This is a genomic window from Janthinobacterium sp. (assembly GCF_031995485.1).
Classification (GTDB): Bacteria; Pseudomonadota; Gammaproteobacteria; order Burkholderiales; family Burkholderiaceae_D; genus Janthinobacterium.
Genome location: NZ_DAMAGB010000003.1, coordinates 63,369 through 85,922, shown reverse-complemented (window position 1 = coordinate 85,922; position 22,554 = coordinate 63,369). Strand labels below are relative to the sequence as shown.

The 22,554-nt window shown below is 64.2% G+C and carries 20 protein-coding genes; 11 read left to right on the top strand and 9 right to left on the bottom strand.

All coding sequences use genetic code 11. The features are described from left to right. Nucleotides 1–325 precede the first annotated feature (325 nt). The 5 genes from rho to hutC form a co-directional block, all read right to left on the bottom strand. The gene (gene rho / locus RTQ46_RS03385) at nt 326–1,588 is read right to left on the bottom strand and encodes a transcription termination factor Rho (RefSeq protein ID WP_010401543.1); all 1,263 of its coding nucleotides are present in this window, start codon (nt 1,586–1,588) and stop codon (nt 326–328) included. Nucleotides 1,589–1,742: 154 nt separating this feature from the next. Continuing rightward, entirely contained in the window at nt 1,743–2,069 is a 327-nt protein-coding gene (gene trxA / locus RTQ46_RS03380) for a thioredoxin TrxA (protein WP_312434602.1), read from the bottom strand. Between the two features lie 191 nt (nt 2,070–2,260). After that, nucleotides 2,261–2,686: a response regulator gene (locus RTQ46_RS03375; protein ID WP_312434601.1), complete on the bottom strand. Its 426-nt coding sequence runs from the start codon at nt 2,684–2,686 to the stop codon at nt 2,261–2,263. Nucleotides 2,687–2,697: 11 nt separating this feature from the next. After that, on the bottom strand, nt 2,698–6,012 hold the full coding sequence (locus tag RTQ46_RS03370) for a PAS domain S-box protein (protein ID WP_312434599.1): 3,315 nt from the start codon (nt 6,010–6,012) through the stop codon (nt 2,698–2,700). Between the two features lie 322 nt (nt 6,013–6,334). Next, on the bottom strand, nt 6,335–7,054 hold the full coding sequence (hutC, locus tag RTQ46_RS03365; RefSeq protein ID WP_312434776.1) for a histidine utilization repressor: 720 nt from the start codon (nt 7,052–7,054) through the stop codon (nt 6,335–6,337). Nucleotides 7,055–7,226: 172 nt separating this feature from the next. On the opposite strand from hutC, the gene ada reads away from it, so the two are divergent. The 3 genes from ada to RTQ46_RS03350 are packed head-to-tail and all read left to right on the top strand — an operon-like array spanning nt 7,227 to nt 10,653. After that, nucleotides 7,227–8,282 (top strand): bifunctional DNA-binding transcriptional regulator/O6-methylguanine-DNA methyltransferase Ada, encoded by a 1,056-nt coding sequence (gene ada / locus RTQ46_RS03360; RefSeq protein WP_312434598.1) that lies wholly within the window; start codon nt 7,227–7,229, stop codon nt 8,280–8,282. Further along, entirely contained in the window at nt 8,279–8,965 is a 687-nt protein-coding gene (locus RTQ46_RS03355) for a 2OG-Fe(II) oxygenase (RefSeq protein ID WP_312434596.1), read from the top strand. The genes ada and RTQ46_RS03355 overlap by 4 nt, the downstream gene beginning before the upstream one ends. A gap of 47 nt (nt 8,966–9,012) precedes the next feature. Beyond that, nucleotides 9,013–10,653 (top strand): mechanosensitive ion channel domain-containing protein, encoded by a 1,641-nt coding sequence (locus RTQ46_RS03350; protein WP_312434595.1) that lies wholly within the window; start codon nt 9,013–9,015, stop codon nt 10,651–10,653. A gap of 6 nt (nt 10,654–10,659) precedes the next feature. On the opposite strand, the gene RTQ46_RS03345 is transcribed toward RTQ46_RS03350, so the two are convergent. Genes RTQ46_RS03345 through RTQ46_RS03330 form a run of 4 tightly spaced genes read right to left on the bottom strand, consistent with a single transcriptional unit; the run spans nt 10,660 to nt 12,716 of the window. After that, the gene (locus RTQ46_RS03345) at nt 10,660–11,178 is read right to left on the bottom strand and encodes a hypothetical protein (RefSeq protein ID WP_312434594.1); all 519 of its coding nucleotides are present in this window, start codon (nt 11,176–11,178) and stop codon (nt 10,660–10,662) included. 8 nt (nt 11,179–11,186) lie between these two features. Then, nucleotides 11,187–11,612: a hypothetical protein gene (locus RTQ46_RS03340; protein WP_312434593.1), complete on the bottom strand. Its 426-nt coding sequence runs from the start codon at nt 11,610–11,612 to the stop codon at nt 11,187–11,189. A gap of 37 nt (nt 11,613–11,649) precedes the next feature. Continuing rightward, complete coding sequence (locus tag RTQ46_RS03335; RefSeq protein ID WP_312434592.1) at nt 11,650–12,063, bottom strand: hypothetical protein; 414 nt, start codon at nt 12,061–12,063, stop codon at nt 11,650–11,652. A gap of 2 nt (nt 12,064–12,065) precedes the next feature. Then, entirely contained in the window at nt 12,066–12,716 is a 651-nt protein-coding gene (locus RTQ46_RS03330; protein ID WP_312434591.1) for a hypothetical protein, read from the bottom strand. A 121-nt stretch (nt 12,717–12,837) separates the two neighbouring features. On the opposite strand from RTQ46_RS03330, the gene RTQ46_RS03325 reads away from it, so the two are divergent. The 8 genes from RTQ46_RS03325 (at nt 12,838) to hutI (ending at nt 22,522) form a co-directional block, all read left to right on the top strand. Next, on the top strand, nt 12,838–13,461 hold the full coding sequence (locus tag RTQ46_RS03325; protein WP_312434590.1) for a GNAT family N-acetyltransferase: 624 nt from the start codon (nt 12,838–12,840) through the stop codon (nt 13,459–13,461). Nucleotides 13,462–13,514: 53 nt separating this feature from the next. Continuing rightward, a complete protein-coding gene (locus RTQ46_RS03320; protein ID WP_312434589.1) occupies nt 13,515–15,188 on the top strand; it encodes an amidohydrolase in 1,674 nt (557 codons plus the stop codon). A 92-nt stretch (nt 15,189–15,280) separates the two neighbouring features. Further along, nucleotides 15,281–16,984 carry a urocanate hydratase gene (hutU, locus tag RTQ46_RS03315; RefSeq protein WP_312434588.1) on the top strand — a complete coding sequence of 568 codons (1,704 nt, stop codon included), beginning with the start codon at nt 15,281–15,283 and terminating at the stop codon, nt 16,982–16,984. Nucleotides 16,985–16,990: 6 nt separating this feature from the next. Continuing rightward, nucleotides 16,991–18,550 carry a histidine ammonia-lyase gene (hutH, locus tag RTQ46_RS03310; protein ID WP_312434587.1) on the top strand — a complete coding sequence of 520 codons (1,560 nt, stop codon included), beginning with the start codon at nt 16,991–16,993 and terminating at the stop codon, nt 18,548–18,550. 16 nt (nt 18,551–18,566) lie between these two features. After that, nucleotides 18,567–19,355 (top strand): N-formylglutamate deformylase, encoded by a 789-nt coding sequence (gene hutG / locus RTQ46_RS03305; protein WP_312434585.1) that lies wholly within the window; start codon nt 18,567–18,569, stop codon nt 19,353–19,355. Beyond that, the gene (locus RTQ46_RS03300; protein ID WP_312434584.1) at nt 19,340–20,710 is read left to right on the top strand and encodes a formimidoylglutamate deiminase; all 1,371 of its coding nucleotides are present in this window, start codon (nt 19,340–19,342) and stop codon (nt 20,708–20,710) included. The genes hutG and RTQ46_RS03300 overlap by 16 nt, the downstream gene beginning before the upstream one ends. Beyond that, nucleotides 20,710–21,285, top strand: coding sequence for a HutD family protein (locus tag RTQ46_RS03295; RefSeq protein WP_312434583.1), 576 nt, complete (start codon nt 20,710–20,712; stop codon nt 21,283–21,285). Before RTQ46_RS03300 ends, RTQ46_RS03295 begins: the two co-directional genes overlap by 1 nt. A 10-nt stretch (nt 21,286–21,295) precedes the next feature. After that, a complete protein-coding gene (gene hutI / locus RTQ46_RS03290) occupies nt 21,296–22,522 on the top strand; it encodes an imidazolonepropionase (RefSeq protein WP_312434581.1) in 1,227 nt (408 codons plus the stop codon). The last annotated feature ends 32 nt before the right edge of the window (nt 22,523–22,554 follow it).

The window sequence follows — 22,554 nt, the reverse complement described above, 5'->3', positions numbered from 1 at the left end:
AGCCAAACAGCACTTCGTCGGTCGTCTTGCTTCTTGACCCGATTGCCGATCACTTGCCAGGGTTTAAATAAATGCAACCGCAGATTATATAGCGCTTTGCGGGTGAGGGCAATAAAAAAGCCGCTCATGGAGCGGCTTTGCATGATTGCGTGCGGCGGCGGTGTTGTCGGATTACGACCTGTGGCCTAATCCGACCTACGCTCTTCGGCTAGCGCGAGAGGCGGAATAAAACCGTAGCGAGCAGGCCGGAGTTGCGATCGAGTAGCGGAACCGTACGAGAGTACGGTGAGCAACGGAGATCGCAAATACGGCCGCGCAGTAGGTTTTAGCCGCCTCTACGCATCATGTCGAAGAATTCAGCGTTGTTTTTGGTCGCTTTCATCTTGTCGAGAATGAACTCCATCGCTTCGATCTCGTCCATCGAGTACAGCAACTTGCGCAGGATCCAGATTTTTTGCAGCTCGTTCGGCTTGATCAGCAGTTCTTCGCGGCGGGTACCCGATTTGTTCAGATTGATGGCCGGGTAGACGCGTTTTTCGGCCAGGCGGCGTTCCAGGTGGACTTCCATGTTGCCGGTACCCTTGAATTCTTCAAAGATCACGTCATCCATGCGCGAACCCGTTTCGATCAGCGCGGTGGCGATGATGGTCAGCGAGCCACCTTCTTCGATATTGCGCGCGGCGCCGAAGAAGCGTTTCGGGCGTTGCAGCGCATTGGCGTCAACACCACCGGTCAGCACCTTGCCCGACGCCGGGATCACGGTGTTGTAGGCACGCGCCAGGCGGGTGATCGAGTCGAGCAGGATCACCACGTCTTTTTTCATTTCGACCAGGCGCTTGGCTTTTTCCAGCACCATCTCGGCCACTTGCACGTGGCGGGTGGCCGGCTCGTCGAAGGTCGAGGCGACCACTTCGCCGCGTACCGAACGCTGCATCTCGGTCACTTCTTCCGGACGTTCGTCGATCAGGAGCACGATCAGGGTGATATCGGGGTGGTTGGCCGTGATCGCATGCGCGATGTGCTGCAGGATCACGGACTTGCCCGATTTCGGCGACGCCACCAGCAGGCCGCGCTGGCCTTTGCCGATCGGCGCGATCAGGTCGATGATGCGGCCGGTGATGTTTTCCTGGCCATTCATTTCACGTTCCAGGCGCAGCGGCTCGTTCGGGTGCAGCGGCGTCAGGTTTTCAAACAGGATGCGGTGTTTCGAGGCTTCCGGCGATTCGCCGTTGACCTTGTCGACTTTGACCAATGCGAAATAGCGTTCGCCATCTTTCGGGGTCCGTACCTCGCCCTCGATCGAATCGCCGGTGTGCAGATTGAAGCGGCGGATTTGCGAAGGGGAGATGTAAATGTCGTCGGTGGACGCCATGTAGCTGGCGTCAGGCGAGCGCAGGAAGCCGAAGCCGTCAGGCAGCACTTCCAGGGCGCCGTCGCCAAAAATCTGTTCGCCGGACTTGGCGCGCTTTTTCAGGATAGCAAACATCAGCTCCTGTTTGCGCAAGCGGGCTGCGTTGTCAATGTCAAGACCGATCGCCATTTCAAGCAGGGCGGATACGTGTAGGGCCTTTAGTTCGGATAAATGCATATATGTTGAGTGTCCCGAGACGGGAGGTAAAGGTAGGGGAGGGAACTGCGTGGCGTTGATTAATTATCAGGGAAGGGTCAGCGTATGGTACGAAAGCCGCTTCCCGGTCTATCCAATCAGGCGGCGCTGCGGGCGCAGCGCTGCCTATCATACATTAAATGTTGCTTTCGACGAAAGCCGTCAGCTGGCCTTTGGCCATGGCGCCGACTTTCTGCGCCGCTGCTTCACCGTTCTTGAACAGGATCAGGGTCGGAATGCCGCGGATGCCGAACTTGGCAGGTACTGCCTGGTTCGCGTCCACGTCCATCTTGGCGATCTGGATGCGGCCGGCATATTCCTTGGCCACTTCTTCCAGGATCGGCGCGATGGCCTTGCATGGACCGCACCACTCGGCCCAGAAATCAACCAGGACCGGCAATTCGGATTTCAGGACGTCTGCTTCAAAAGAAGCATCGCTAATGTGTTTGATATTTTCGCTCATATTTTCCTCAAATGAGGGTGGGATCAATAATGCCTGGAATTAACCATACGCTGGTTCGCCATCCACGCTTCCTGAAGTACATCTGGCAGGTGGGGGCGATGGGCACAAATTCAATCTTCTTGGAAGGTGCGACCAGGGGTATGCAGGCGGGGATGGCTGAAATAATAACCCATTTTTTCAAAACGTGGCGATTATTGCGGAAAAACTTGGCGCTGTAGCTGTAAGGCAATCATTTGCCGCAGTTCGGCCGCGGCCAGCGGCTTGCGGAAGGAGCCGAGGATATGCAGGCCGTTGGCCAGCGCCAGCCGTTCGGCCGCCTGGCGGATCGCCGAATGCAGGCCCGATACCAGCACCACGCCACCGTGGAAACCACCCTCCGCCGCCAGGCGCAAAAATTCGATGCCATCCATGTCGGGCATCGACAGGTCGCAGATCAGCAGGTCGGGCCGGTGCTGGCGCAAGGTGGCCAGCGCCTGCGCGCTGTCCGGCTCGCAGCGCACGTCGAACCGGCCCAGCTGGCCCAGCATCTCGCCCAGCACCTCGAGCATGAAGATATCGTCGTCGAGCAGCATCACGCGCAGCGGCGTGTGTGAGGTCGGCAGGGAACCATCGTTCATCGCACTATCCTTCAGTCGTCGTTGGCAAAGCTGGTGTTATTCATGATCTGCTCGGTAATCTGCTCCAGCAGCGGCCACAGGCGCCTGACGATCTGGCCGGCCTGTTCAGCTTCGTCGGCTGGCTCGCCTGGCGGCAGCGTTTCCAGGCTGTGGCACAGGTCCGCCATGCCCAGTGCGCCCACCGTGCGCGCCGACGACTTGATGCGGTGGCCCAGTTCGCGCGCCTGGGCCACGTCGCCGCGCGCCAGCGCCGCCTCGATGTCGGCAAAGCCGTCCTGCGTGGTCTGCAGGAACTTGAAGGCAAACTTGCGCACTTTTTGCGGGTTGTAGCCAAGCAACTTGGCCAGGATGGACAGGTCGACCACCTGCGGGTCGCCGGCCAGCGTGGTCTTGAACGCGGGCGCGCTGCGTGGGCGCACCGGCGCCGGCGGCGCCTCGCGCGTGGGCAGCCAGCCGGCAATGGTCTGGTACATCATGGCTGGCTGGATCGGTTTGGAAATGAAGTCGTCCATGCCCGCGTCGAGACAGCGTACACGGTCTTCGCTGGTGGCGGTGGCCGTCATGGCCAGCACGCGCAGCTGGGCCAGGCGCGGATCGGCGCGGATCAGGCGGGTGGCTTCCAGGCCATCCATCAGCGGCATCTGCACGTCCATCAGCACGCAGTCGAACTGCGCCTGGCGCAGCAGGTCCAGTGCTTCCACGCCATTGTTGGCCAGGCATACCGAGGCGCCCGCTTCTTCCAGCAGCTCCAGCGCCACCTGCTGGTTGAAGGTATTGTCTTCCACCAGCAGGATGCGCGCATGCTTGAGTGCGCTCATCACCAGGGCCGCGTCGGCGCTGGCGCGCATCGCCTGCGCCGTCTGCAGCATGGTGTCGAGCAGGGCCGGCGCGCTCTGGGTCGAGATGCCCAGGCGGGCCGTAAACCAGAAGGTGCTGCCCAGGCCAGGACGGCTGTCGACCCCCACTTCGCCCCCCATCAGCTGGGCCAGCTGCTTGCTGATCGCCAGGCCCAGGCCGGTGCCGCCATATTCGCGCGTGGTCGAGGTGTCGGCCTGCTGGAACGACTGGAACAATCTGCTCATCTCGTCCTGCGACAGGCCGATGCCGTGGTCGCATACTTCGAAGCGCACCAGGCAGTGCCTGTCGTCGCCGATCACTTTTTTGACGATCACGGTGATGCTGCCTTTTTCGCTGAACTTGATGGCGTTATTGGCGTAGTTGATCAGCACCTGGCCCAGGCGCAGGGGGTCGCCCACCAGGATCGGCGGCAATTGCGGGTCGATATCGAACACCAGTTCCAGGTTCTTGCCGGCCGCGCGCGGCGCCACCACGGTAGTGAGGGTTTGCATGACGTGGTCGAAACTGAAGTTGACATGCTCGATCTTCAGCTTGCCCGCCTCGATCTTGGAAATGTCGAGGATGTCGTCGATGATGCCCAGCAGGTGCTCGCCGGCAAAGCGGATTTTTTCCAGATAATCGCGCTGGCGCGGCTCCAAATCGGTTTTCAGGGCCAGGTAGGCCATGCCGATCACGCCATTCATCGGCGTGCGGATTTCATGGCTCATATTGGCCAGGAACTGGCCCTTGGCCAGGCTGGCTTCCTCGGCCACCTGCTTGGCCTGGTCCAGCTGCTTGGTGCGCTGCGCCACGCGCTCTTCCAGGTGTTCATTGAGTTCGCGCAAGGTGCTCTCGCTGCGCTTGTGATAGGTAATATCGGTCAGGCTGGCCACCATCATGCCCACCTTGCCGTATTCGTCGCGGATGGCTTCGGTATTCACCGACAGCCAGCACAGATTGCCGTCCAGCTGCTGCACGCCCATTACCACATCGCGCATCGCCTGGCCGGTCGACAGGGTGATATGCACCGGATGGCTGCGCTGATCGAACGGCGAGCCGTCTTCGCGGCAGGCTTGCCACAGGCTGCTGCCGGCGCGGCTGGCGGCCAGCATGCGTTCGGCGGCCGCATTGCTTTCCAGAATATGGCCGTCGCTGTTCTGCACCACCAGGCCATTGGTAACGGCGCCGAATACGGAAGCCATGCGCTGGCTGGAGTTGGATAGCGCGATCGACGCCTGGCGCCGCTCGGTAATGTCGGTAATCATCGCCAGCGTGCCGCCCGGCTCGCCATTGTCCGACTGGATGCTGCTGCTGGCCAGCAAACCCCACATGCTGGAGCCGTCCTTGCGAAAGAAACGGAAATCGACCTGGTCCGGCTGGCTGGACAGGTTGCCGAGGCTGTCGAGGCGGCGCTGCATCAGCAACTGGCTGTCGCGGTCCATGAAGTCGAGCAGCGGGCGGCCCAGCATCTCCTGCACCGTATAGCCCAGCATGTGCGCCATCTTCGGATTGACAAAGGTGGTCAGGCCGCTGCTGTTGGTCATCCAGATGCCTTCGGCGGCCGTCTGCACGATCAGGCGGTAGCGTTCGGAACTGGCGTGCAGCGCTTCCTCGGCGCGCTGGCGCTGGGTCATGTCGCGCAGCGAGACGATGGAATATTGATGGCCGGCCATCTGCAGCGGCGACAGGCTGACCTTGGCCGGGAAGTGCGAGCCGTCGCGGCGGCGCGCCATCATCACCCGGCCGGGCAGGCTGTAGCGCGAATGCGGATCGCCCGCCGCGTGGCTGTGCGTGCCTTCCGGTACCAGCTGTTCCAGCGACAGGCCGACGATGTCGGCCAGCGGATAGCCGAAGCAGCGCGCGCCGATCTGGTTGGCGTAGTGCACGCGCCCGTCGATATCGGCAATCAGCATCGCTTCGGGCGCCGCTTCCAGCATGCAGCGCATGCGTGCCTGTTCGTCGAGCTTGCGTTCGGCTATGTCGCAGACGATGCCGCTGGCCTGCACCGGCGTGCCGTCCGAGGCGCGCACCAGCACCGCGCCGCGCAGCAGCAGCCAGCGCCATTGCCCGTCGCTGTGGCGCAGGCGGAATTCACAACTGATGGGCGCGCTTGCCTGGCCATCGAAATGCTGGCGGAAGGCGTTGCCGAGGCGCGTGCGGTCGTCGCGGTGCACTTCGGCCAGCCAGTCGGCCAGGGTATGTTCGAGGCCGGCCTTCTTGTCGCCCAGCATGGTGCGGTACAGGCTGGACAGGCTGAGCCGGTCGCCGTCGCGCTGCCAGGACCAGCCGGCCAGCGCGGCGCCCTGCAAGGCTTGCGCCGCCTGCGTGCCGGCGCCTTGGACATGCGCGCCCTGCAGTTGCCGGCGCAGCCGCCATGCTTGCCAGCAAGCGATGCCGGCCAGGGCCGTGGCGCTGGCCGCCACATACGGCCACAACCGTGCATCAGCTGCGGCCGCGCCCGCCGGGCTCGCCAGCGCCGGCAGCGGCAAGCCACACGCCAGCAGCGTACGGGCGAACGGACGCAGCGCAAGCCGGCAGAGGCGTTGTGCGCTGGATCTCGTGAGGCTGCGATGCGGCAAATGCATCCCTTTCAGCGGCTTGGATTGGACGGGATCGTGCTTCAGGGCGGGATGGCGCCATGCCTGCCTGCCGTTCTGGCGGCAACTATAGCACTGAAAATTTATGCCGACTATTTAACTTCACACAATGCGGGAAAGGCGTTTTTTTCCTCACGGAATCATCAAATTTTTATGCCTTGGTGAGATTCGGAGAGAAAGAAACAGGGCAACTCATGGTATTGACAGCGCCAGTTCAGGTGAACGAGCCGGCAAACTGATAGCGGTGTCCCGGATGCCACATGGTGGCAATCGAGGCAATCTTGCCATCCGAGCGGGTCTGGCGGCGCAGCACCAGGCAGGGCTGTTTCATGTCGATCGCCAGCATCTCGGCAATATCGCGTGGCGCCGACAGCGCCTCGATGCTGTAGTTGGCGCCTTGCAGCGGCGCGGCCGCCATCAGGTATTCGTTCGGCGTGATGACGGAAAAATCCTGCGTCATGTAGTCCGGCGCGCAGGCCGGATTGACCCAGCGGTCTTCCACCTGGATCGGCACGCCGTTTTCAAAGTGCACGATCAGCGAGTGGAACAGCGGCTGCTCGGGTGCCAGGCCGAACTGCTTGGCCATCAGGTCGGACGCCTTGACGCGTTCCAATAGTTGCAGGTTGCTGCGGTGGACATGGCCGCGCGCACGCACCTCATCGGCGATGCTCTTGATTTCCAGCAGCGTGGCCTGGTATTTTTGCTGCGCCACATAGGTGCCGGAACCCTGGCGGCGCGTGAGCACCTGTTCGCTGGTCAGTTCGCGCACGGCGCGGTTGACCGTCATGCGCGACACGCCAAACTGTTTCACCAGCGCCTGTTCGGAAGGAATCACGTCGCCTTCCTTCCAGCGGCCTGCGGCGATGCCGGCCAGCAGAAAATCCTTGATGCGCTGGAAAATGGGCGTATGTTCTTGTGTAATCTGGTCGTCCAATGCTGTCTCTCCGAAGCGCACCGCGTGGCCCCATGGCGGCGCGATGGCCGATTTTAGCACCGCCGGCGCGCCTTGCCGCTGCCCCCGGAATTCAAAAGCAAGCGGCGGAGTGTGGCGCAGCGCGCCGCTGGCTATGATGGCGGCCAGTCATCGATAAAGCAGGGAGCGCATCATGGACCATCCTTATATGAACGACGAAACGCGCTGGGCCGCGGTGCAGCAGCGCGATGCCGGCGCCGACGGCCGGTTTTATTACTCGGTGCGCAGCACCGGCGTGTATTGCCGCCCCTCCTGCGCGGCGCGTCCGGCCCTGCGCGCCAACGTGGCCTTCCATGCCAGTTGCGCCGAGGCCGAAGCGGCCGGCTTTCGCCCCTGCCTGCGCTGCAAGCCCGACCAGCCACCGCTGGCCGAGCGCCAGGCGGCCATGGTGGCGAACATCTGCCGCCTGATCGATGCCAGCGACGCCATGCCGGATCTCGACACGCTGGCGCAGGCGGCCGGCATCAGCCGCTTTCATTTTCACCGCATCTTCAAGGCGCACACGGGCATCACGCCGAAAGCCTACGCGGCGGCGCGCCGCGGCGAACGGGTCAAGGCGGGCCTGGCGCAGCCAGGTTCCGTCACCGACACGCTGTATGCGGCCGGCTTCAATTCCAGCGGCCGCTTCTATGCCGCCACGCGGGGCCTCTTGGGCATGACGCCGGGTGCGTTTCGCGCCGGCGGCAGCGGCGCCGTGATCCGCTTTGCGCTTGCCGAATGTTCGCTGGGCGCGATTCTGGTGGCCAGCAGCGACAGGGGCGTGTGCGCCATCCTGCTCGGCGACGATCCGGAAGCATTGCTGCGCGACCTGCAGGACCGCTTTCCGCAGGCCGAACTGCGCGGCGCCGAACTGGACTATGAAGAAACGGTCGCCAGGGTGATCGGCCTGGTCGAAGCGCCGGGCCTGGGACTGGACCTGCCGCTCGACGTGCGCGGCACGGCGTTCCAGCAGCGCGTGTGGCAGGCGCTGCGCGAGATTCCCGCCGGCAGCACCGTCAGCTATGCGGAACTGGCGCGGCGCATCGGCGTGCCCACCGGTGCGCGTGCCGTGGCCGGCGCCTGCGCCGCCAATCCACTGGCGGTGGCGATTCCCTGCCACCGCGTGGTGCGCAACGATGGCGCGCTGTCCGGCTACCGCTGGGGCGTGGAGCGCAAGCAGCAGCTGCTCGACCGCGAGGCGGGCAAATGACACTGGACTGGCCGCGCATCGAAGACGACATGAACCGCCATGGCTGCGCCGTGGTGCCGGATCTGCTGGCGCCGGCCGCCTGTGCGGCACTGGCGGCGCAGTATGACGAGCCACAACATTTTCGCAGCCGCGTGGTGATGGAGCGCCATGGCTACGGGCGCGGAGAATATCAGTATTTTGCCTATCCGCTGCCCGAGCCGGTGGCCGCCCTGCGCACGCTGCTGTATGGGCCGCTGGCGGCGATCGCCAATCGCTGGCAGGCCGGCCTGGGCCTTGATCTGCGTTTTCCGCTTGAGCATGACGCATTCCTCGCGCGCTGCCATGCGGCGGGGCAAACACGGCCCACGCCCTTGCTGCTGCGCTACCGGGCCGATGACTACAACTGCCTGCATCAGGACCTGTACGGCGAGCATGTGTTTCCGCTGCAACTGGCCGTGCTGCTGTCGCGCCCGCACGAGGATTTTACGGGCGGCGAGTTCGTGCTGACGGAACAGCGCCCGCGCATGCAGTCGCGCGTGGAAGTGGTGCCCTTGCAGCAGGGCGACGCCGTCATCTTTCCCGTCGCGCAACGTCCCGTCAATGGCGTGCGCGGCAGTTACCGCGTCAGCATGCGCCATGGCGTGTCGCGCGTGCGCAGCGGACTGCGCCATACACTGGGCGTCATTTTTCATGACGCCAGCTGAAGGCGTGGCATGATGGCTGCTTCCCTGTATTGATTTTTTTGCCTGCCATGTCCGCGTTTTTCCGCCTGCTGTGTTTACTGACCATTTTTCTTTTGCCTTGCGTCCATGCCGAGGAGTCGTCGACGCCGGCACTGGCGCTGGCCGCCGGCAAGGCGGAAGCCAAGGTGGAAAAAACCGCGCCGTTGATGTTTGCCAACCGCAAGGTATTCGTGTTTCGCGCCACCCTGGCCGGCTATCTGCCCGAAGAGCGGGCGGCCGGTGCGCAGCGCAGGCTGGCCGGCGTGCTAGCCAGGCACGGCGCCTACAAGGCCACCACCCACATGATTCCCGAAGGCACGCAAGTGCTGCTCGACGGCGTGCAGCTGTTTGTGGTGCTGCCCGGCGATATCAACCAGCTGGCCGGCGACAGCACCGAAAGCGTGGCCATGGCGGCTGCCGGCGAGCTGGCCAAGGCGGTGCAGGATCACCGCGAGCAGAACAGCTGGCATTATCTGGCGATCGCCGCCGGCATCTGCCTGGCCGCCACCGTGGCGTTCTGGCTGGTCTGGCTGGGCCTGACCCGCTTGCACCGCTGGGCCCGGCGCCGCAGCGGCGTATTGCTCGCTTCGCGCCTGCGCGACGTGCGCCTGAAAAACGTGCGCGTGCTCGACGCCGAACATTACATTGCGTTTGCCTACCAGCTGCTGAGCGCCGTGCTGTGGGGCCTGCGCCTGATGGCGATCTACCTGTGGCTGGCCTTCGTGCTGGGCAGCATTCCGTACACGCGCGCCTGGGGCGAGCGCCTCAGTGGCTATCTGCTGGAGGTGGCCGGCGATGTGGCCCAGGCCATCTTCGGCGCCTTGCCGGGCCTGGTGCTGGTATGCGTGATCTTCGCCATCGCGCGCCTGGTGGCGGCCACCGCCGCGTCGCTGTTCAAGCGCGTGGAAAGCGGGCAATTGCAGATCGGCTGGCTGGACCAGGACACGGCCCTGCCGACGCGCCGCATCGCCAGCGTGGTGATCTGGCTGTTCGCGCTGGCGATGGCGTATCCGTATCTGCCCGGTTCGCACACGGCCGCCTTCCAGGGCCTGTCGGTGCTGGTCGGCCTGATGGTGTCGATCGGCGCGTCGAGCATCGTCGGCCAGGGCGCGAGCGGCCTGATCCTCATGTACACGCGCGCGCTGCGCAAGGGAGAATACGTGCGCGTGGGCGAGAGCGAAGGCACGGTGGTCGAGGTCGGCATGTTCGAGACGCGCCTGCGCACGGGCCTGGGCGAAGAAGTGGCGCTGCCGAACGCCTGGATCATGTCGCAGACGACGAAAAATTTCTCGCGCGCCCAGCCCGGCGGCGGCTTCGTGCTCGACGCCAGTGTCACCATCGGCTACGCCACGCCCTGGCGCCAGGTGCACGCCATGCTGGAGCTGGCCGCCGCCCGCACCACCGAATTGTCCAGCACGCCGAAACCTTATGTGATGCAGCTGGCGCTGCACGACTACTATGTGCAATACCGGCTGGTCGCTTGTGCCAGCGCCGAGGTGCCGCGCCAGCGCGCCGAAGTGCTGAACCAGCTGCACCAGAATATCATCGATGTGTTCAACGAATTCGGCGTGCAGATGGTGTCGCCGCACTATATGGCCGACCCGCAGCAGTCGCAGGTGGTGCCGCCGGAGGAGTGGTTCAGGGCGCCAGCGAAACAGGAGAGCGAATAGCGCGGCTTATTTGGGCGCCGCGTGCCTTGCGCAGTCCGGGTCCATGCTGGTGCTCGTATCGTGTGTCAACTGTACCGCGCGCAGGCCATCTGTGGCGGTGGCAAGTACACAAAATTGTGTACCATAACGCGAGGTGGGGTCGGAGGCGGAAGGTGGTCGTCCCATGAAGAAAACATCGTAGCTCCTGCCTGGCTGTAGCGGCCTGGCATCGCTCGCCTCGACCCCGGCCGGCGCCTGGCCGTAGCGTAGGCAGGCGTTCTTGGGCAGGCGGTAGGCCGGATCGCCAAACGATTCGTTCGGAAACATGACGGTCCAGATATCCTGCCAGCCGTCGACCGACTTTTCACTGATGATCAGCATCTTCAGACTGGTTCTGCCGCGCTTTCGTTCTTCCTCGTCAGCAATCTTGAAGCAGGGCAGCCCTTCCTCGGTGACGACTGCCGCTTCGCCCATGCGCGAGGTGGCGCCGGCGTTCATGCTGGCCAGGAAAAAGAGGGTCAATAACAGGGATGGACGCAGGGGCATGGGTGGCCTTATTTTAATGGTGTGGGATTTGGGCAGACTTCGTCTCGCCACGCCTGCATATCGCTGGTGATCATGATAACTTGCTGTCCGCCGTCGGCCTTAGTTGCAATGCAAAATTTTCCCCTGTAGCCATAGGTGGGATCGGAAGGATCATTTGGTCTGCCATTGAGAAAGATGCTGTAGACCCTTCCAGTGTGCAATTCAGGCGCAGGCATGCCGGCCGCTGTGGTTGCTCCCTCGGGAAGTTCGCCATACCGCAGACAGCTTTTCGATGAGAGGGGGATTTTTCTGCCACCGGTCATGAAAAAGCTCCATATATCCCTGGCTGGTTTGCCCGACAGATCTGAAATACTTAATGCTCCCAACAATGGCTGGCCATTGCGGCTTTCTTCTGCGCGGGAGATGGTGAAGCATGGCAGGCCATCAACCGACATTACTTCTGCATCAGCGATGCGAGATCTCGCTGGCGCATCAAGGGATATCGACCATAGGAGGACGCTCGATATTGCCACCAGGTAGGTTTTTTTTACTTTTCCTATCGACAAAAAAATCACTAAGAACTTCTTCATAAAGTGCTTGGTCATTAGCATATTGCTCCTGGCGCATAGTTGGAGGATCTTTCAAGTATTTCAACGCATAGTAATCAGCTAATAAATCTCCTTGTGCCTCCATGTTGTAGTCAGCAAGTTTGTTTTTGGACGAGAGTTTGTAGTTGTAGTCCAGTCCAAGCCGGATTGCACCGCGCATTTTTACCAGATAACCCATTTGATATTGCCAAACATGAACCATTTCATGAATGAATAAATGACGCAGTTTGTTCTCTGTGATAGAAAAATCTTCCTGGGAACGCGACTCATGAAAATACATTTCTCCATTCGGGGTCATGACTATGTTTTCCGGTTGAAACAGCCATAAATATGGTCTGCTATGATCTTGACCTTGCTATAGTCAACAGCATCTTCGAAGATCATCCATGCCATGTCGATCTCGTCTTGAGTCAGTAACCTGGTCTTGCTGTCGATTTTGATCTTTTTTACTGATGTTCCGACCTCGGTGTCCGTCGTTATCATGTCTTGCAACTCTACTTTGACGCTCGCCGGTTTCACTTGGCTAGCCGAGGAGGCGCAGCACTGAAAACTGTCTTCTGGTGGAAAGAATTCTACTGCCGTAATTTTTTCTTCCTGCTTGCTCGTAATGCGCTCCGTGCGGCCCCTGGCATCCGTCGTTCCCGTCCACGTCTCCCCATTGCTGACGCTGATCCTGTAATCGGCATGCGCCAGCGGCACGCCCGTTTGCGACACGAATTCCAGCTGCTCGTCGTGGCCGCAGCACCAGCATTCACCGGCCTGGCCGGCGCGCCGGTGCATTTCGCAGCCGCTTGTGGCATCGCGCAGGGCGGCGCCCAGCACCGGCTTGCCGCCGTCGGAATACGTGACGACCATGCTGTCGAAGCGCGCGCCCAAGCTGTCGCGGTAGTGCGTGACGAGTGCGTAAAACACATCGCAGCCGGTGGTACTGATCACGTGGTGCCGGGTCATGGCGTGCCCCGTGGTAAAACGCCAGCGTAGGCGGGGCAGGGCAAGGGCTCATTGATACAGCGCAAGCGGCCAGGCGCTGCGTTAAGATGGATGCCATCACTCCACACGAAAGAGACAGTCCATGCCCGATACCTCACGGCAAACCCATGCCGCCACCAACAGCTTGGCCCAAGCCCTGATCAGCGACCCGTTTTACCGCAGCGTGACGGTGGCGTGCGGTGACGACGCAGCGGCGCGCCTGGCCATGCTGACCACTTATTTCGAGCTGGCGCTGGTCGAAGGGTTCGAGGCTGGCCGCGTCGACCTGGCCGACAGTGCCGGCAATGGTGCCGCCATCTGGACCACCAATACGCCGCTGCCGCTGCGCCAGGCCGCCTATGCGCAGCGCGAAACGGCCTTGCGCGAGCTGCTGGGACCACAGGGCTTCGCCAACTTTGCGGCCATCGTCGAGAACATGGAGCACGCGCTGGCGCAGCATGATCTGCAGCACGCCTGGTACCTGTCGATAGCCGGCATTGCGCCAGAGGCGCAGGGCAGGGGGCTGGGCGCCTCGGTGCTGGCGCCCGGCCTGGCGGCCGTCGACCAGGCCGGCGCCGTGTGTTTCCTGGAAACCTATAATGAGCGCAGCCTGCCGTTCTACGGCCGGCTCGGTTTCGAGGTAGCGGGGCGCCATACGGAAGCCATCACGGGCGCAGACTACTGGCTGATGCTGCGCCAGCCCGTGCGCGCTGCCATGCCTGATTGACCATTTTGTGCATTTCTATACACTCGTCTTTTCTTTGACGACCTGGAGATGACATGCCCGTCCCGCAACTGCACCGTAGCCTGATCGCGGTGGCCTGCCTGGCCGCCTTTGGCGCCGCGCGCGCCGATACCGTGATCGACAACGCCAACGGCTATACCTTGACTGCTGCCGGCAAGCTGCAGCGCTTCAGTGCTCTGGCGTTTGACGACGCCGGCAGGATCGTTGCCGTCGGTACTGGTGCGCAGGTGGCGCGCAAGGCGGCCAAAGGCGCCACGCATATCGACGTGCAGGGCAAGACCGTGCTGCCGGGACTGATCGACGCGCATGGCCACGTATTTGGCCTGGGCGCGATTGCCAGCGGCGTGATGCTGTACGGTTCTTCGTCGCTCGATGCCGCCGTCAAGTCAGTCGGCGACTTTGCGCGCGCGCATCCCGAACGCGGCTGGGTGATCGGCAACGGCTGGAACCAGGAAATCTGGAAGCTGGGCCGTTTTCCCACGGCCCTGGAACTCGATGCGGCGGAAAGCGCGCGGCCCGTCTGGCTGCGCCGCGTCGACGGTCACGCCGGCTGGGCCAACAGCCGCGCGCTGGCGCTGGCCGGCATCACGCGCGACACGCCAGACCCGGCCGGCGGCAAGATCGTGCGCGACGGTCAAGGCAATGCCACCGGCATCCTGGTCGATAACGCGATGGAGCTGATGGACAAGGTGCTGCCGAAGCCGGGCGAGGCGGACAATCGCGCGGCATTGGACGGCGCATTGGCGCAGCTGGCGCAAGCGGGCCTGACCAGCGTGCACGACGCCGGCATCGACGTGGCGCAGGACCGCCTCTACCGCGACTATGCCGACCACGGCAAGCTGACGGTGCGCGTGTACGGCATGATCTTCGACACCACGGCGGACTTCGATGCGCTGTCGCAGAACGGCCCCCTGAACAGCTACGCGCACGACCTGTATGCGCTGCGCGCCGTGAAGCTGCTGTCGGACGGCGCGCTGGGCAGCCGCGGCGCGGCCCTGATCGAACCGTACAGCGACGCGCCCGAGACGCGCGGCCTGCTGTTTCATGACGACGCCGCCATGCGCGCGCGGATGGACAAGGCCATGCGCGCCGGCTACCAGGTCAATGTGCACGCCATCGGCGACGCCGGCAACCGCCAGCTGCTCGACGGCTACCAGGCGCTGATCAAACAGTACAACAATGTGGGACTGCGCCACCGCATCGAGCATGCGCAGGTGGTGCAGCTGGCCGACATTCCCCGCTTCAGGAGCCTGGGCATCGTGCCGTCGATGCAGCCCACGCATGCGACGTCCGACCAGAACATGGCCGAGCAGCGCGTCGGTCCCGAACGCATCAAGGGCGCGTATGCCTGGCGCACCTTTCTCCAGCAGGGCTCGCGCATCGCCTGCGGCTCCGATTTTCCGATCGAGTCGCCCAATCCGTTCGAGGGCATCCACGCGGCCGTCACGCGGCAGAACAATGAAGGCCTGCCGGCTGGCGGCTGGTATCCGCAGCAGGCGATGACGGTCACCGAAGCGCTGCGCTGCTTTACGCTCGACGCGGCATGGGCGGGGCACCAGGAAAAAGTGATCGGTACCCTGGAGAGGGGCAAATGGGCCGACTTTATCGTGGTGGACCAGGATTTGTTTACCGTGGCGCCGGCGGTGATCGGCAAGACGCAGGTGCTGCAGACGTGGCTGGCGGGCAAGCGGGTGTTTGAGAAAAAGTAAGCCAAAAGCGGTTGACTTGCTTGTATAGACAACCTATGCTTGTCACACAAGAGCGGGCCACGCATGCCCGCTTGGCCCTGTGAGGAGACAGCATGAAGAACGATATGGACAGCGATCCGCGCTTCGACGCCAGCCGCAGCATCCGCGCCCCGCGCGGCACCGAACTGGCCTGCAGGAACTGGCAGATCGAAGCGGCCTACCGCATGGTGCAGAATAATCTCGATGCCGAGGTGGCGGAAAATCCGCAGCACCTGGTGGTGTACGGCGGCATCGGCCGCGCGGCGCGCAACTGGGCTTGTTTCGACCAGATCCTGGTGTCTTTGCGCGAACTGGAAGAAGACCAGACGCTGCTGATCCAGTCCGGCAAACCGGTCGGCGTGTTCCGCACGCATGTGGACGCGCCGCGCGTGCTGATCGCCAATTCCAACCTGGTGCCCAAATGGGCCAACTGGGAACACTTCAACGAACTCGATCGCCAGGGCCTGTTCATGTACGGCCAGATGACGGCCGGCAGCTGGATCTATATCGGCACGCAGGGCATCGTGCAGGGCACCTATGAAACCTTCGCCGAAGCAGGCCGCCAGCATTTCGGCGGCGACTGGGCCGGGCGCTGGATACTGACGGCGGGCCTGGGCGGCATGGGCGGCGCGCAGCCGCTGGCCGCCACCATGGCCGGCGCCGTGTCGCTGACCATCGAGTGCCAGCAGAGCAGCATCGATTTTCGCTTGCGCACGCGCTACCTGGACAAGCAGGCGGCCAACCTCGATGACGCGCTGGCGCTGATAGCGCATCACATCGAACGCAGGCAAGCCATTTCCATCGGCCTCTTGGGCAATGCGGCCGAAGTGCTGCCGGAACTGGTCAAGCGCGCGAAAGCGGGCGCCCCGGTGCCGGACCTGGTCACCGACCAGACCTCGGCGCATGACCTGGTCAACGGCTATTTGCCGCGCGGCTGGAGTGTGTCGGACTGGAAGGCGGCGCAGCAGGACCCGCAGCGCCATGCGCGGCTGGTGCAAGCCGCCGCCGACTCGTGCGCGGCCCATGTGCAGGCCATGCTGGACTTTCATGCGATGGGCGTGCACACGGTCGATTACGGCAACAATATCCGCCAGGTGGCGCTCGACCAGGGCGTGCAGAATGCGTTTGATTTTCCCGGCTTCGTGCCGGCGTATATCCGCCCGCAGTTCTGCGAAGGGCGCGGGCCATTCCGCTGGGTGGCGCTGTCGGGCGACCCGGAAGATATCTACAAGACCGATGCGAAGATCAAGGAATTGTTCCCGCAGCATGCGCAGGTGCACCACTGGCTGGACATGGCGCGCGAGCGCATCGCCTTCCAGGGCCTGCCGGCGCGCATTTGCTGGCTGGGCCTGGGCGAGCGCCATCTCGCCGGCCTGGCCTTCAACGAGATGGTGCGCACGGGCGAGCTGAAGGCGCCCATCGTGATCGGCCGCGACCATCTCGACACGGGCTCGGTGGCCAGTCCGAACCGTGAAACGGAAAGCATGAAGGACGGCACCGACGCCGTGTCCGACTGGCCGCTCCTGAACGCCCTGCTCAATACGGCCGGCGGCGCCACCTGGGTCTCGCTGCATCATGGCGGCGGCGTCGGCATGGGGTATTCTCAGCATGCGGGCATGGTGATCGTGGCCGATGGCACGGAAAGCGCGGCAAAACGCCTGGCGCGCGTGCTGGTCAATGACAGCGGCTCGGGCGTAATGCGCCACGCCGATGCCGGCTATGAAACGGCTGCCGCCTGCGCCAGGCGCAATGGTTTGAACCTGCCCATGATCGATTGAAAAAACATGACACCACCGATGAAAAGCTGGACCCTGAAACCGGGCGCGATGACCCTGGCCGACCTGCGCGCCGTGTGGGCCGCGCCGGCCACCCTGAATCTCGCCGCCGAAGCCTATGGCGTGATCGAAAGTTCGGCCGCCGCCGTGCAGGCGATCGTCGCCAAGGGCGATGCGGCGTATGGCATCAACACCGGCTTCGGCCTGCTGGCGAAAACCCGCATCCCCGACGACAAGCTGGAGCAATTGCAGCGCAACCTGATTTTGTCGCACTCGGTCGGTACCGGCGCACTGCTGTCCGACGCCGTGGTGCGGTTGATCATGCTGATGAAAATCGGCAGCCTGGCGCGCGGCTATTCGGGCGTGCGTGCGCTGATCGTCGATACCCTGATCGCGCTGTACAACGCGGGCATCATGCCGGCGATTCCCGCCAAGGGCTCAGTGGGCGCCTCGGGCGACCTGGCGCCGCTGTCGCACATGACGCTGGCCATGCTGGGCGTGGGCGAGGTGCGCGTCAACGGCGTGCTGGTGCCGGCGCAGGAAGCGCTGCAGCAGGCCGGCATCGCGCCGGTGGTGCTGGCGGCCAAGGAGGGGCTGGCGCTGATCAACGGCACGCAGGTATCGACCGCGCTGGCGCTGCATGGCCTGTTCATGGCCGAGCGGCTGCTGGAGGCGGCGATGGTCACGGGCGCCCTGTCGCTCGACGCGGCCAAGGGCAGCGATGCGCCGTTCGACGCGCGCGTGCATGCGGTGCGCGGCCAGCCGGGGCAGATTTTGGCGGCGCAGATGTACCGCCAGTTGGTGGCGCACAGCACCATTCGCGCTTCGCACCTGGAAGGCGACGAACGGGTGCAGGACCCGTACAGCCTGCGCTGCCAGCCGCAGGTGATGGGCGCCTGCCTGGACCTGATCGTCAATGCGCGCCGCACGCTGCTGATCGAAGCCAATGCCGTCACCGACAATCCGCTGCTGTTCCAGGACGGTCCCGGCGAGCTGGCCGAAATCGTCTCGGGCGGCAATTTCCATGCCGAGCCGGTGGCGTTTGCGGCCGACACGCTGGCGCTGGCGATCGCCGAAATCGGCGCGCTGGCCGAGCGCCGCATCGCGCTATTGATCGACGCCACGCTTTCCGGCCTGCCGCCGTTCCTGGTGCGCGAACCGGGCATCAATTCCGGCTTCATGATCGCGCACGTGACGGCCGCCGCGCTGGCGTCGGAAAACAAATCGCTCGCCCATCCGGCCAGCATCGACAGCCTGCCCACTTCCGCCAACCAGGAAGACCATGTGAGCATGGCCACCTTTGCCGGACGGCGGCTCGACGACATGGCGCACAACACGGCGGTGATCATCGGCATCGAGCTGCTGGCCGCGGCGCAGGGCATCGATTTCCACCGGCCGCTGAAAACTTCGCCGCAGCTCGAACACGTGCACCACCAGCTGCGCCAGAAGGTGCCGTTCTTCGACGCCGACCGCTACTTTGCGCCCGATATCGAAGCGGCGCGGCAGATGGTGCTTGCCGGCGACTTGAGCCTGACCTGCAAACAGCTGTTCGCGCCGCTGTACGCCTGAACGCCAGGAGACCATCATGGATTATCAATTTGATGCAGGCAGCATTCCGCTGCTGGTGTCGATGCCGCATGTGGGTACCGACATTCCCGACGAGATCGCCGCGCGCATGACGCCGCAGGCGCTGCTCAAGGCCGATACGGACTGGCATTTGCGCGAGCTGCATGGCTACCTGCAGCAGATGGATGCGTCGGTGCTGTCGGCGCGCTGGTCGCGCTACACGATCGATCTGAACCGGCCGCAGGAAGACACCAATCTGTATCCGGGCCAGGACACCACCGGCCTGCTGCCGGCCGACACTTTTCACCGCGAGCCTTTGTATCTGCCGGGCCGCGAACCCGATGCGCACGATGTGCGCCAGCGCCTGGAGCGCTACTGGGCGCCGTATCACCGCCAGCTGGAACAGGAGCTGGCGCGCATGCTGCGCGCGCATGGCGCCGTGGTGCTGTGGGAAGCGCATTCGATCGCCTCGCATGTGCCGCGTTTTTTCGACGGCAAGCTGCCCGACCTGAACTTTGGCACGGCCGATGGCGCCAGCTGCGATCCGGGCCTGACCTGCGCCGTGGTGGATCTGGCGCGTGCGCAACATCAGTTCACGGTGGCGCTGAACGGCCGCTTCAAGGGCGGCCATATCACGCGCCACTACGGCCAGCCGCAGCAGCGCGTGCATGCGATCCAGCTTGAAATGTGCCAGTGCCTGTATATGGACGAAGCGGCGCCGTTTGCGTTCCGGCCGGATCTGGCGGCGCAGGTGCAGCCGCTGCTGCAGAACATGATGGAAGCGGCGGTGGCGTGGGTGCGGCGGTGAGCCTGTTTGCGCGCCACGCGCTGCTGCCGCAAGGCTGGCGCCGCGATGTGCTGATCTGCTGGGACGCGGCCGGCGAGCTGACCAGCGTGACGGACAATGCGGCGCCGCCCGATGGCGTGGAGCTGGCCGAATATGTGCTGCCGGGGATGGTCAACCTGCATTCGCATGCGTTCCAGCGGGCGCTGGGCGGCATGGCGGAAAAGGCGGGATCTGGCCCTGACAGCTTCTGGACCTGGCGCGAGCTGATGTACCGTTTTGCCGGCCGCATCACGCCCGAACAGATCGAAGCCATCGCCGCCCAGCTGTTTGCCGAATGCCTGCGCCACGGCTATACGGCCGTGTGCGAATTCCACTATCTGCAGCGCGACGCGGCAGGCAGCCTGTATGCGCGGCCGGCCGAAACGGCCGAACGCGTGGTGCAGGCGGCGCGCCTGTCCGGCATCGGTATCACCATGCTGCCGGTGCTGTACAGCCATGCCGGTTTTGGCGCGCAGCCTTTGAAGCCGGAACAGGCGCGCTTTCGCACCGATGCCGACGATGTACTGCGCATTGTCGAAGCGTTGGCAGCCCAGCGCGATGGCCAGGTCGAGGTGGGCTGTGCGCCGCACTCGCTGCGCGCGGCCTCCATCGAGCAGATAACAGCGGTGCTGGCGGCCTTGCCATCGGAGCGCCCGGTGCACATGCATATCGCCGAGCAGCAGGCCGAGGTGGCGCAGTGCCTGGCGGCGACGGGCCGGCGTCCGGTGCAGTATCTGTACGATCAACTCGATGTCGATGCGCGCTGGTGCCTGGTGCATGCGACGCATCTGGCCGCCGATGAAATCGCGCTGATCGCCAACAGCGGCGCCGTGGCGGGACTGTGCCCGACCACGGAAGCGAACCTCGGCGACGGGCTGTTTCCCCTGCCTGAATTCATTGCCGCCGGCGGGCGCTTCGGCATCGGCAGCGACAGCCATGTATCGCAGTCGCCGGTCGAGGAATTGCGCTGGCTCGAATACGGCCAGCGCCTGCAGCGCCAGCAGCGCAATATCGCGGCCACGCCGCAGCAGCGCCATGTGGGCGACTATCTGTGGCAGACGGCCCTGCAGGGTGGCGCGCAGGCGTCGGGGCGCAAGCTGGGGGCGCTGGCAGCCGGCTGCCGCGCCGACCTGCTGGTGCTTGACGATGCGCACCCGAACCTGTGCGGCGTGGCGGTCAGCGATGTGCTGGGCAGCTTTCTGTTTTGCGGCAACGACAATCTGGTGCGCGACGTGCTGTGCGGCGGACGGTGGCAGGTGCGTAACAAGCGCCATCTGGCGCAGGACGCGATTGCCGCTTCCTACAAGCGCACGCTGGCGCGCTTGCGGGCGCTCTGATGGCCACCCTGATCGCCTATGCCAGCCTCGTGGCGGCGCCGTGGAAAAACGGCGGCGGCAGCACGCGCGAGCTGGCCGTGTCGCCGCCCGGCGCGCAGCTGGACAATTTCGACTGGCGCATCAGCGTGGCGGCGATCACCGCCGATGGCGCGTTTTCAGTCTTCCCCGGCATCGACCGCAGCTTGCTGCTGCTCGAAGGCGAGTGCGTGCGCCTGACGCTGGACGGCGCGCGCACGGTGCTGCTCGATGCGGCAAATCCCATGCTGTGGTTTCCCGGCGAAGCGCAGGTCGATGCGCAGGTGAGCGGCGCCACCCTGGACTTCAATGTGATGACGCGCCGCAGCCGCTGCCGCCATCAGCTGGAGACCCTTGCCGCGCCATGCCAGCTGGTGCGCCGCAGCACCAGCACGCTGTTGTTCGTGGCCGGCGACGGCCCGCTGCTGGCGCGCGGCGGCCGGCAGGCGTTCACCTTGGGCCGCCACGATGCCCTGCTGCTCGATGCCGATGACGCACCGCACTGGCAGCTCGATGCAACGGATGCGGCGTCGGTGTTTCTCGTCGACCTGTTTACCTGAAGGAGGGCGCATGCACGACTGGGACCTGGTACTGCACAACGTCCATCTGGCCACCATGGAAGATGGCTACGGCGAAGTGCCGGACGCGGCGATTGCCGTCAAGGACTGCCGCATCGCCTGGATCGGCTCAGGCGCTGCGCTGCCGGCCAGCAGCGCTGTCACCATCGATGGCAAGGGATGCTGGCTGACGCCGGGCCTGATCGACTGCCATACGCATATCGTCCACGCGGGCAACCGCAGCGATGAATTCGAGGCACGCCTGAATGGCGCCAGCTATGAAGCCATCAGCCGCGCCGGTGGCGGCATCATGTCCACCGTGCGCGCCACGCGCGCGGCCAGCGACGCCGAACTGCTGCGGCAAAGCCTGCCGCGCGTGCAGGCGCTGTTGGCCGAAGGCGTGACCACGCTGGAGATCAAGTCCGGCTATGGACTGGACCAGCCATCCGAAGCGAAGATGCTGCGCGTGGCGAGAACGATCGGCGCACGCTTGCCGGTGACGGTGCGCACCAGCTTTCTCGGCGCCCATGCGCTGCCGCCCGAGTATGCGGGCCGTGCCGATGATTATATCGATGCCATATGCCGGCAGATGCTGCCCGCGCTGGCGGTCGATGGCCTGGTCGACGCGGTCGATGCCTTTTGCGAGCGCATCGGCTTTACGCCGGCGCAGACGCAGCAGGTGTTCGAGGCGGCGCAGGCGCTGGGCCTGCCCGTCAAGCTGCATGCGGAGCAGCTGTCCGACCAGGGCGGCGCGGCGCTGGTGGCGCGCTTTGGCGGCCTGTCTGCCGACCATCTGGAGTTCCTGTCGCAAGAGGGAATAGAGCACATGGCGCGCCACGGCACGGTGGCCGTGCTGCTGCCCGGTGCATACTTTTTTTTGCGCGAGACGCAGGCGCCGCCGATTGCCGCCCTGCGCGCGGCGGGCGTGCCGATAGCGGTGTCGACCGACTGCAATCCCGGCACCTCGCCGCTGACCTCATTGCTGCTGGCGATGAACATGGCTTGTACCTTGTGGCGCCTGACGCCGCAGGAAGCGCTGGCCGGCGCCACCATCCATGCGGCGCGCGCGCTGGGTCTGCAGCACGAGACAGGCAGCCTGGCGGTGGGCAAGCGTGCCGACTTTGCGCTGTGGCGCATCGCGCGTCCGGCCGACCTGTCGTATGCGATGGGTTTGAATCCCTGCGTGGGCGTGGTGCACGGCGGCGCATGGCGCACGCCGGTGGTAAGCTTGCCGGATTGATCATTCGTCCGGGAGCGCCGCGTGCGCGTCAT

What these genes read in the sequence shown, in the direction of transcription:
- rho (WP_010401543.1), bottom strand. Translation starts at nt 1,588, where the DNA reads ATGCATTTATCCGAACTAAAGGCCCTACACGTATCCGCCCTGCTTGAA.
- trxA (WP_312434602.1), bottom strand. Translation starts at nt 2,069, where the DNA reads ATGAGCGAAAATATCAAACACATTAGCGATGCTTCTTTTGAAGCAGAC.
- RTQ46_RS03375 (WP_312434601.1), bottom strand. Translation starts at nt 2,686, where the DNA reads ATGAACGATGGTTCCCTGCCGACCTCACACACGCCGCTGCGCGTGATG.
- ada (WP_312434598.1), top strand. Translation starts at nt 7,227, where the DNA reads ATGGACCATCCTTATATGAACGACGAAACGCGCTGGGCCGCGGTGCAG.
- RTQ46_RS03355 (WP_312434596.1), top strand. Translation starts at nt 8,279, where the DNA reads ATGACACTGGACTGGCCGCGCATCGAAGACGACATGAACCGCCATGGC.
- RTQ46_RS03350 (WP_312434595.1), top strand. Translation starts at nt 9,013, where the DNA reads ATGTCCGCGTTTTTCCGCCTGCTGTGTTTACTGACCATTTTTCTTTTG.
- RTQ46_RS03345 (WP_312434594.1), bottom strand. Translation starts at nt 11,178, where the DNA reads ATGCCCCTGCGTCCATCCCTGTTATTGACCCTCTTTTTCCTGGCCAGC.
- RTQ46_RS03340 (WP_312434593.1), bottom strand. Translation starts at nt 11,612, where the DNA reads ATGTCGGTTGATGGCCTGCCATGCTTCACCATCTCCCGCGCAGAAGAA.
- RTQ46_RS03335 (WP_312434592.1), bottom strand. Translation starts at nt 12,063, where the DNA reads ATGACCCCGAATGGAGAAATGTATTTTCATGAGTCGCGTTCCCAGGAA.
- RTQ46_RS03330 (WP_312434591.1), bottom strand. Translation starts at nt 12,716, where the DNA reads ATGACCCGGCACCACGTGATCAGTACCACCGGCTGCGATGTGTTTTAC.
- RTQ46_RS03325 (WP_312434590.1), top strand. Translation starts at nt 12,838, where the DNA reads ATGCCCGATACCTCACGGCAAACCCATGCCGCCACCAACAGCTTGGCC.
- RTQ46_RS03320 (WP_312434589.1), top strand. Translation starts at nt 13,515, where the DNA reads ATGCCCGTCCCGCAACTGCACCGTAGCCTGATCGCGGTGGCCTGCCTG.
- hutU (WP_312434588.1), top strand. Translation starts at nt 15,281, where the DNA reads ATGAAGAACGATATGGACAGCGATCCGCGCTTCGACGCCAGCCGCAGC.
- hutH (WP_312434587.1), top strand. Translation starts at nt 16,991, where the DNA reads ATGACACCACCGATGAAAAGCTGGACCCTGAAACCGGGCGCGATGACC.
- hutG (WP_312434585.1), top strand. Translation starts at nt 18,567, where the DNA reads ATGGATTATCAATTTGATGCAGGCAGCATTCCGCTGCTGGTGTCGATG.
- RTQ46_RS03295 (WP_312434583.1), top strand. Translation starts at nt 20,710, where the DNA reads ATGGCCACCCTGATCGCCTATGCCAGCCTCGTGGCGGCGCCGTGGAAA.
- hutI (WP_312434581.1), top strand. Translation starts at nt 21,296, where the DNA reads ATGCACGACTGGGACCTGGTACTGCACAACGTCCATCTGGCCACCATG.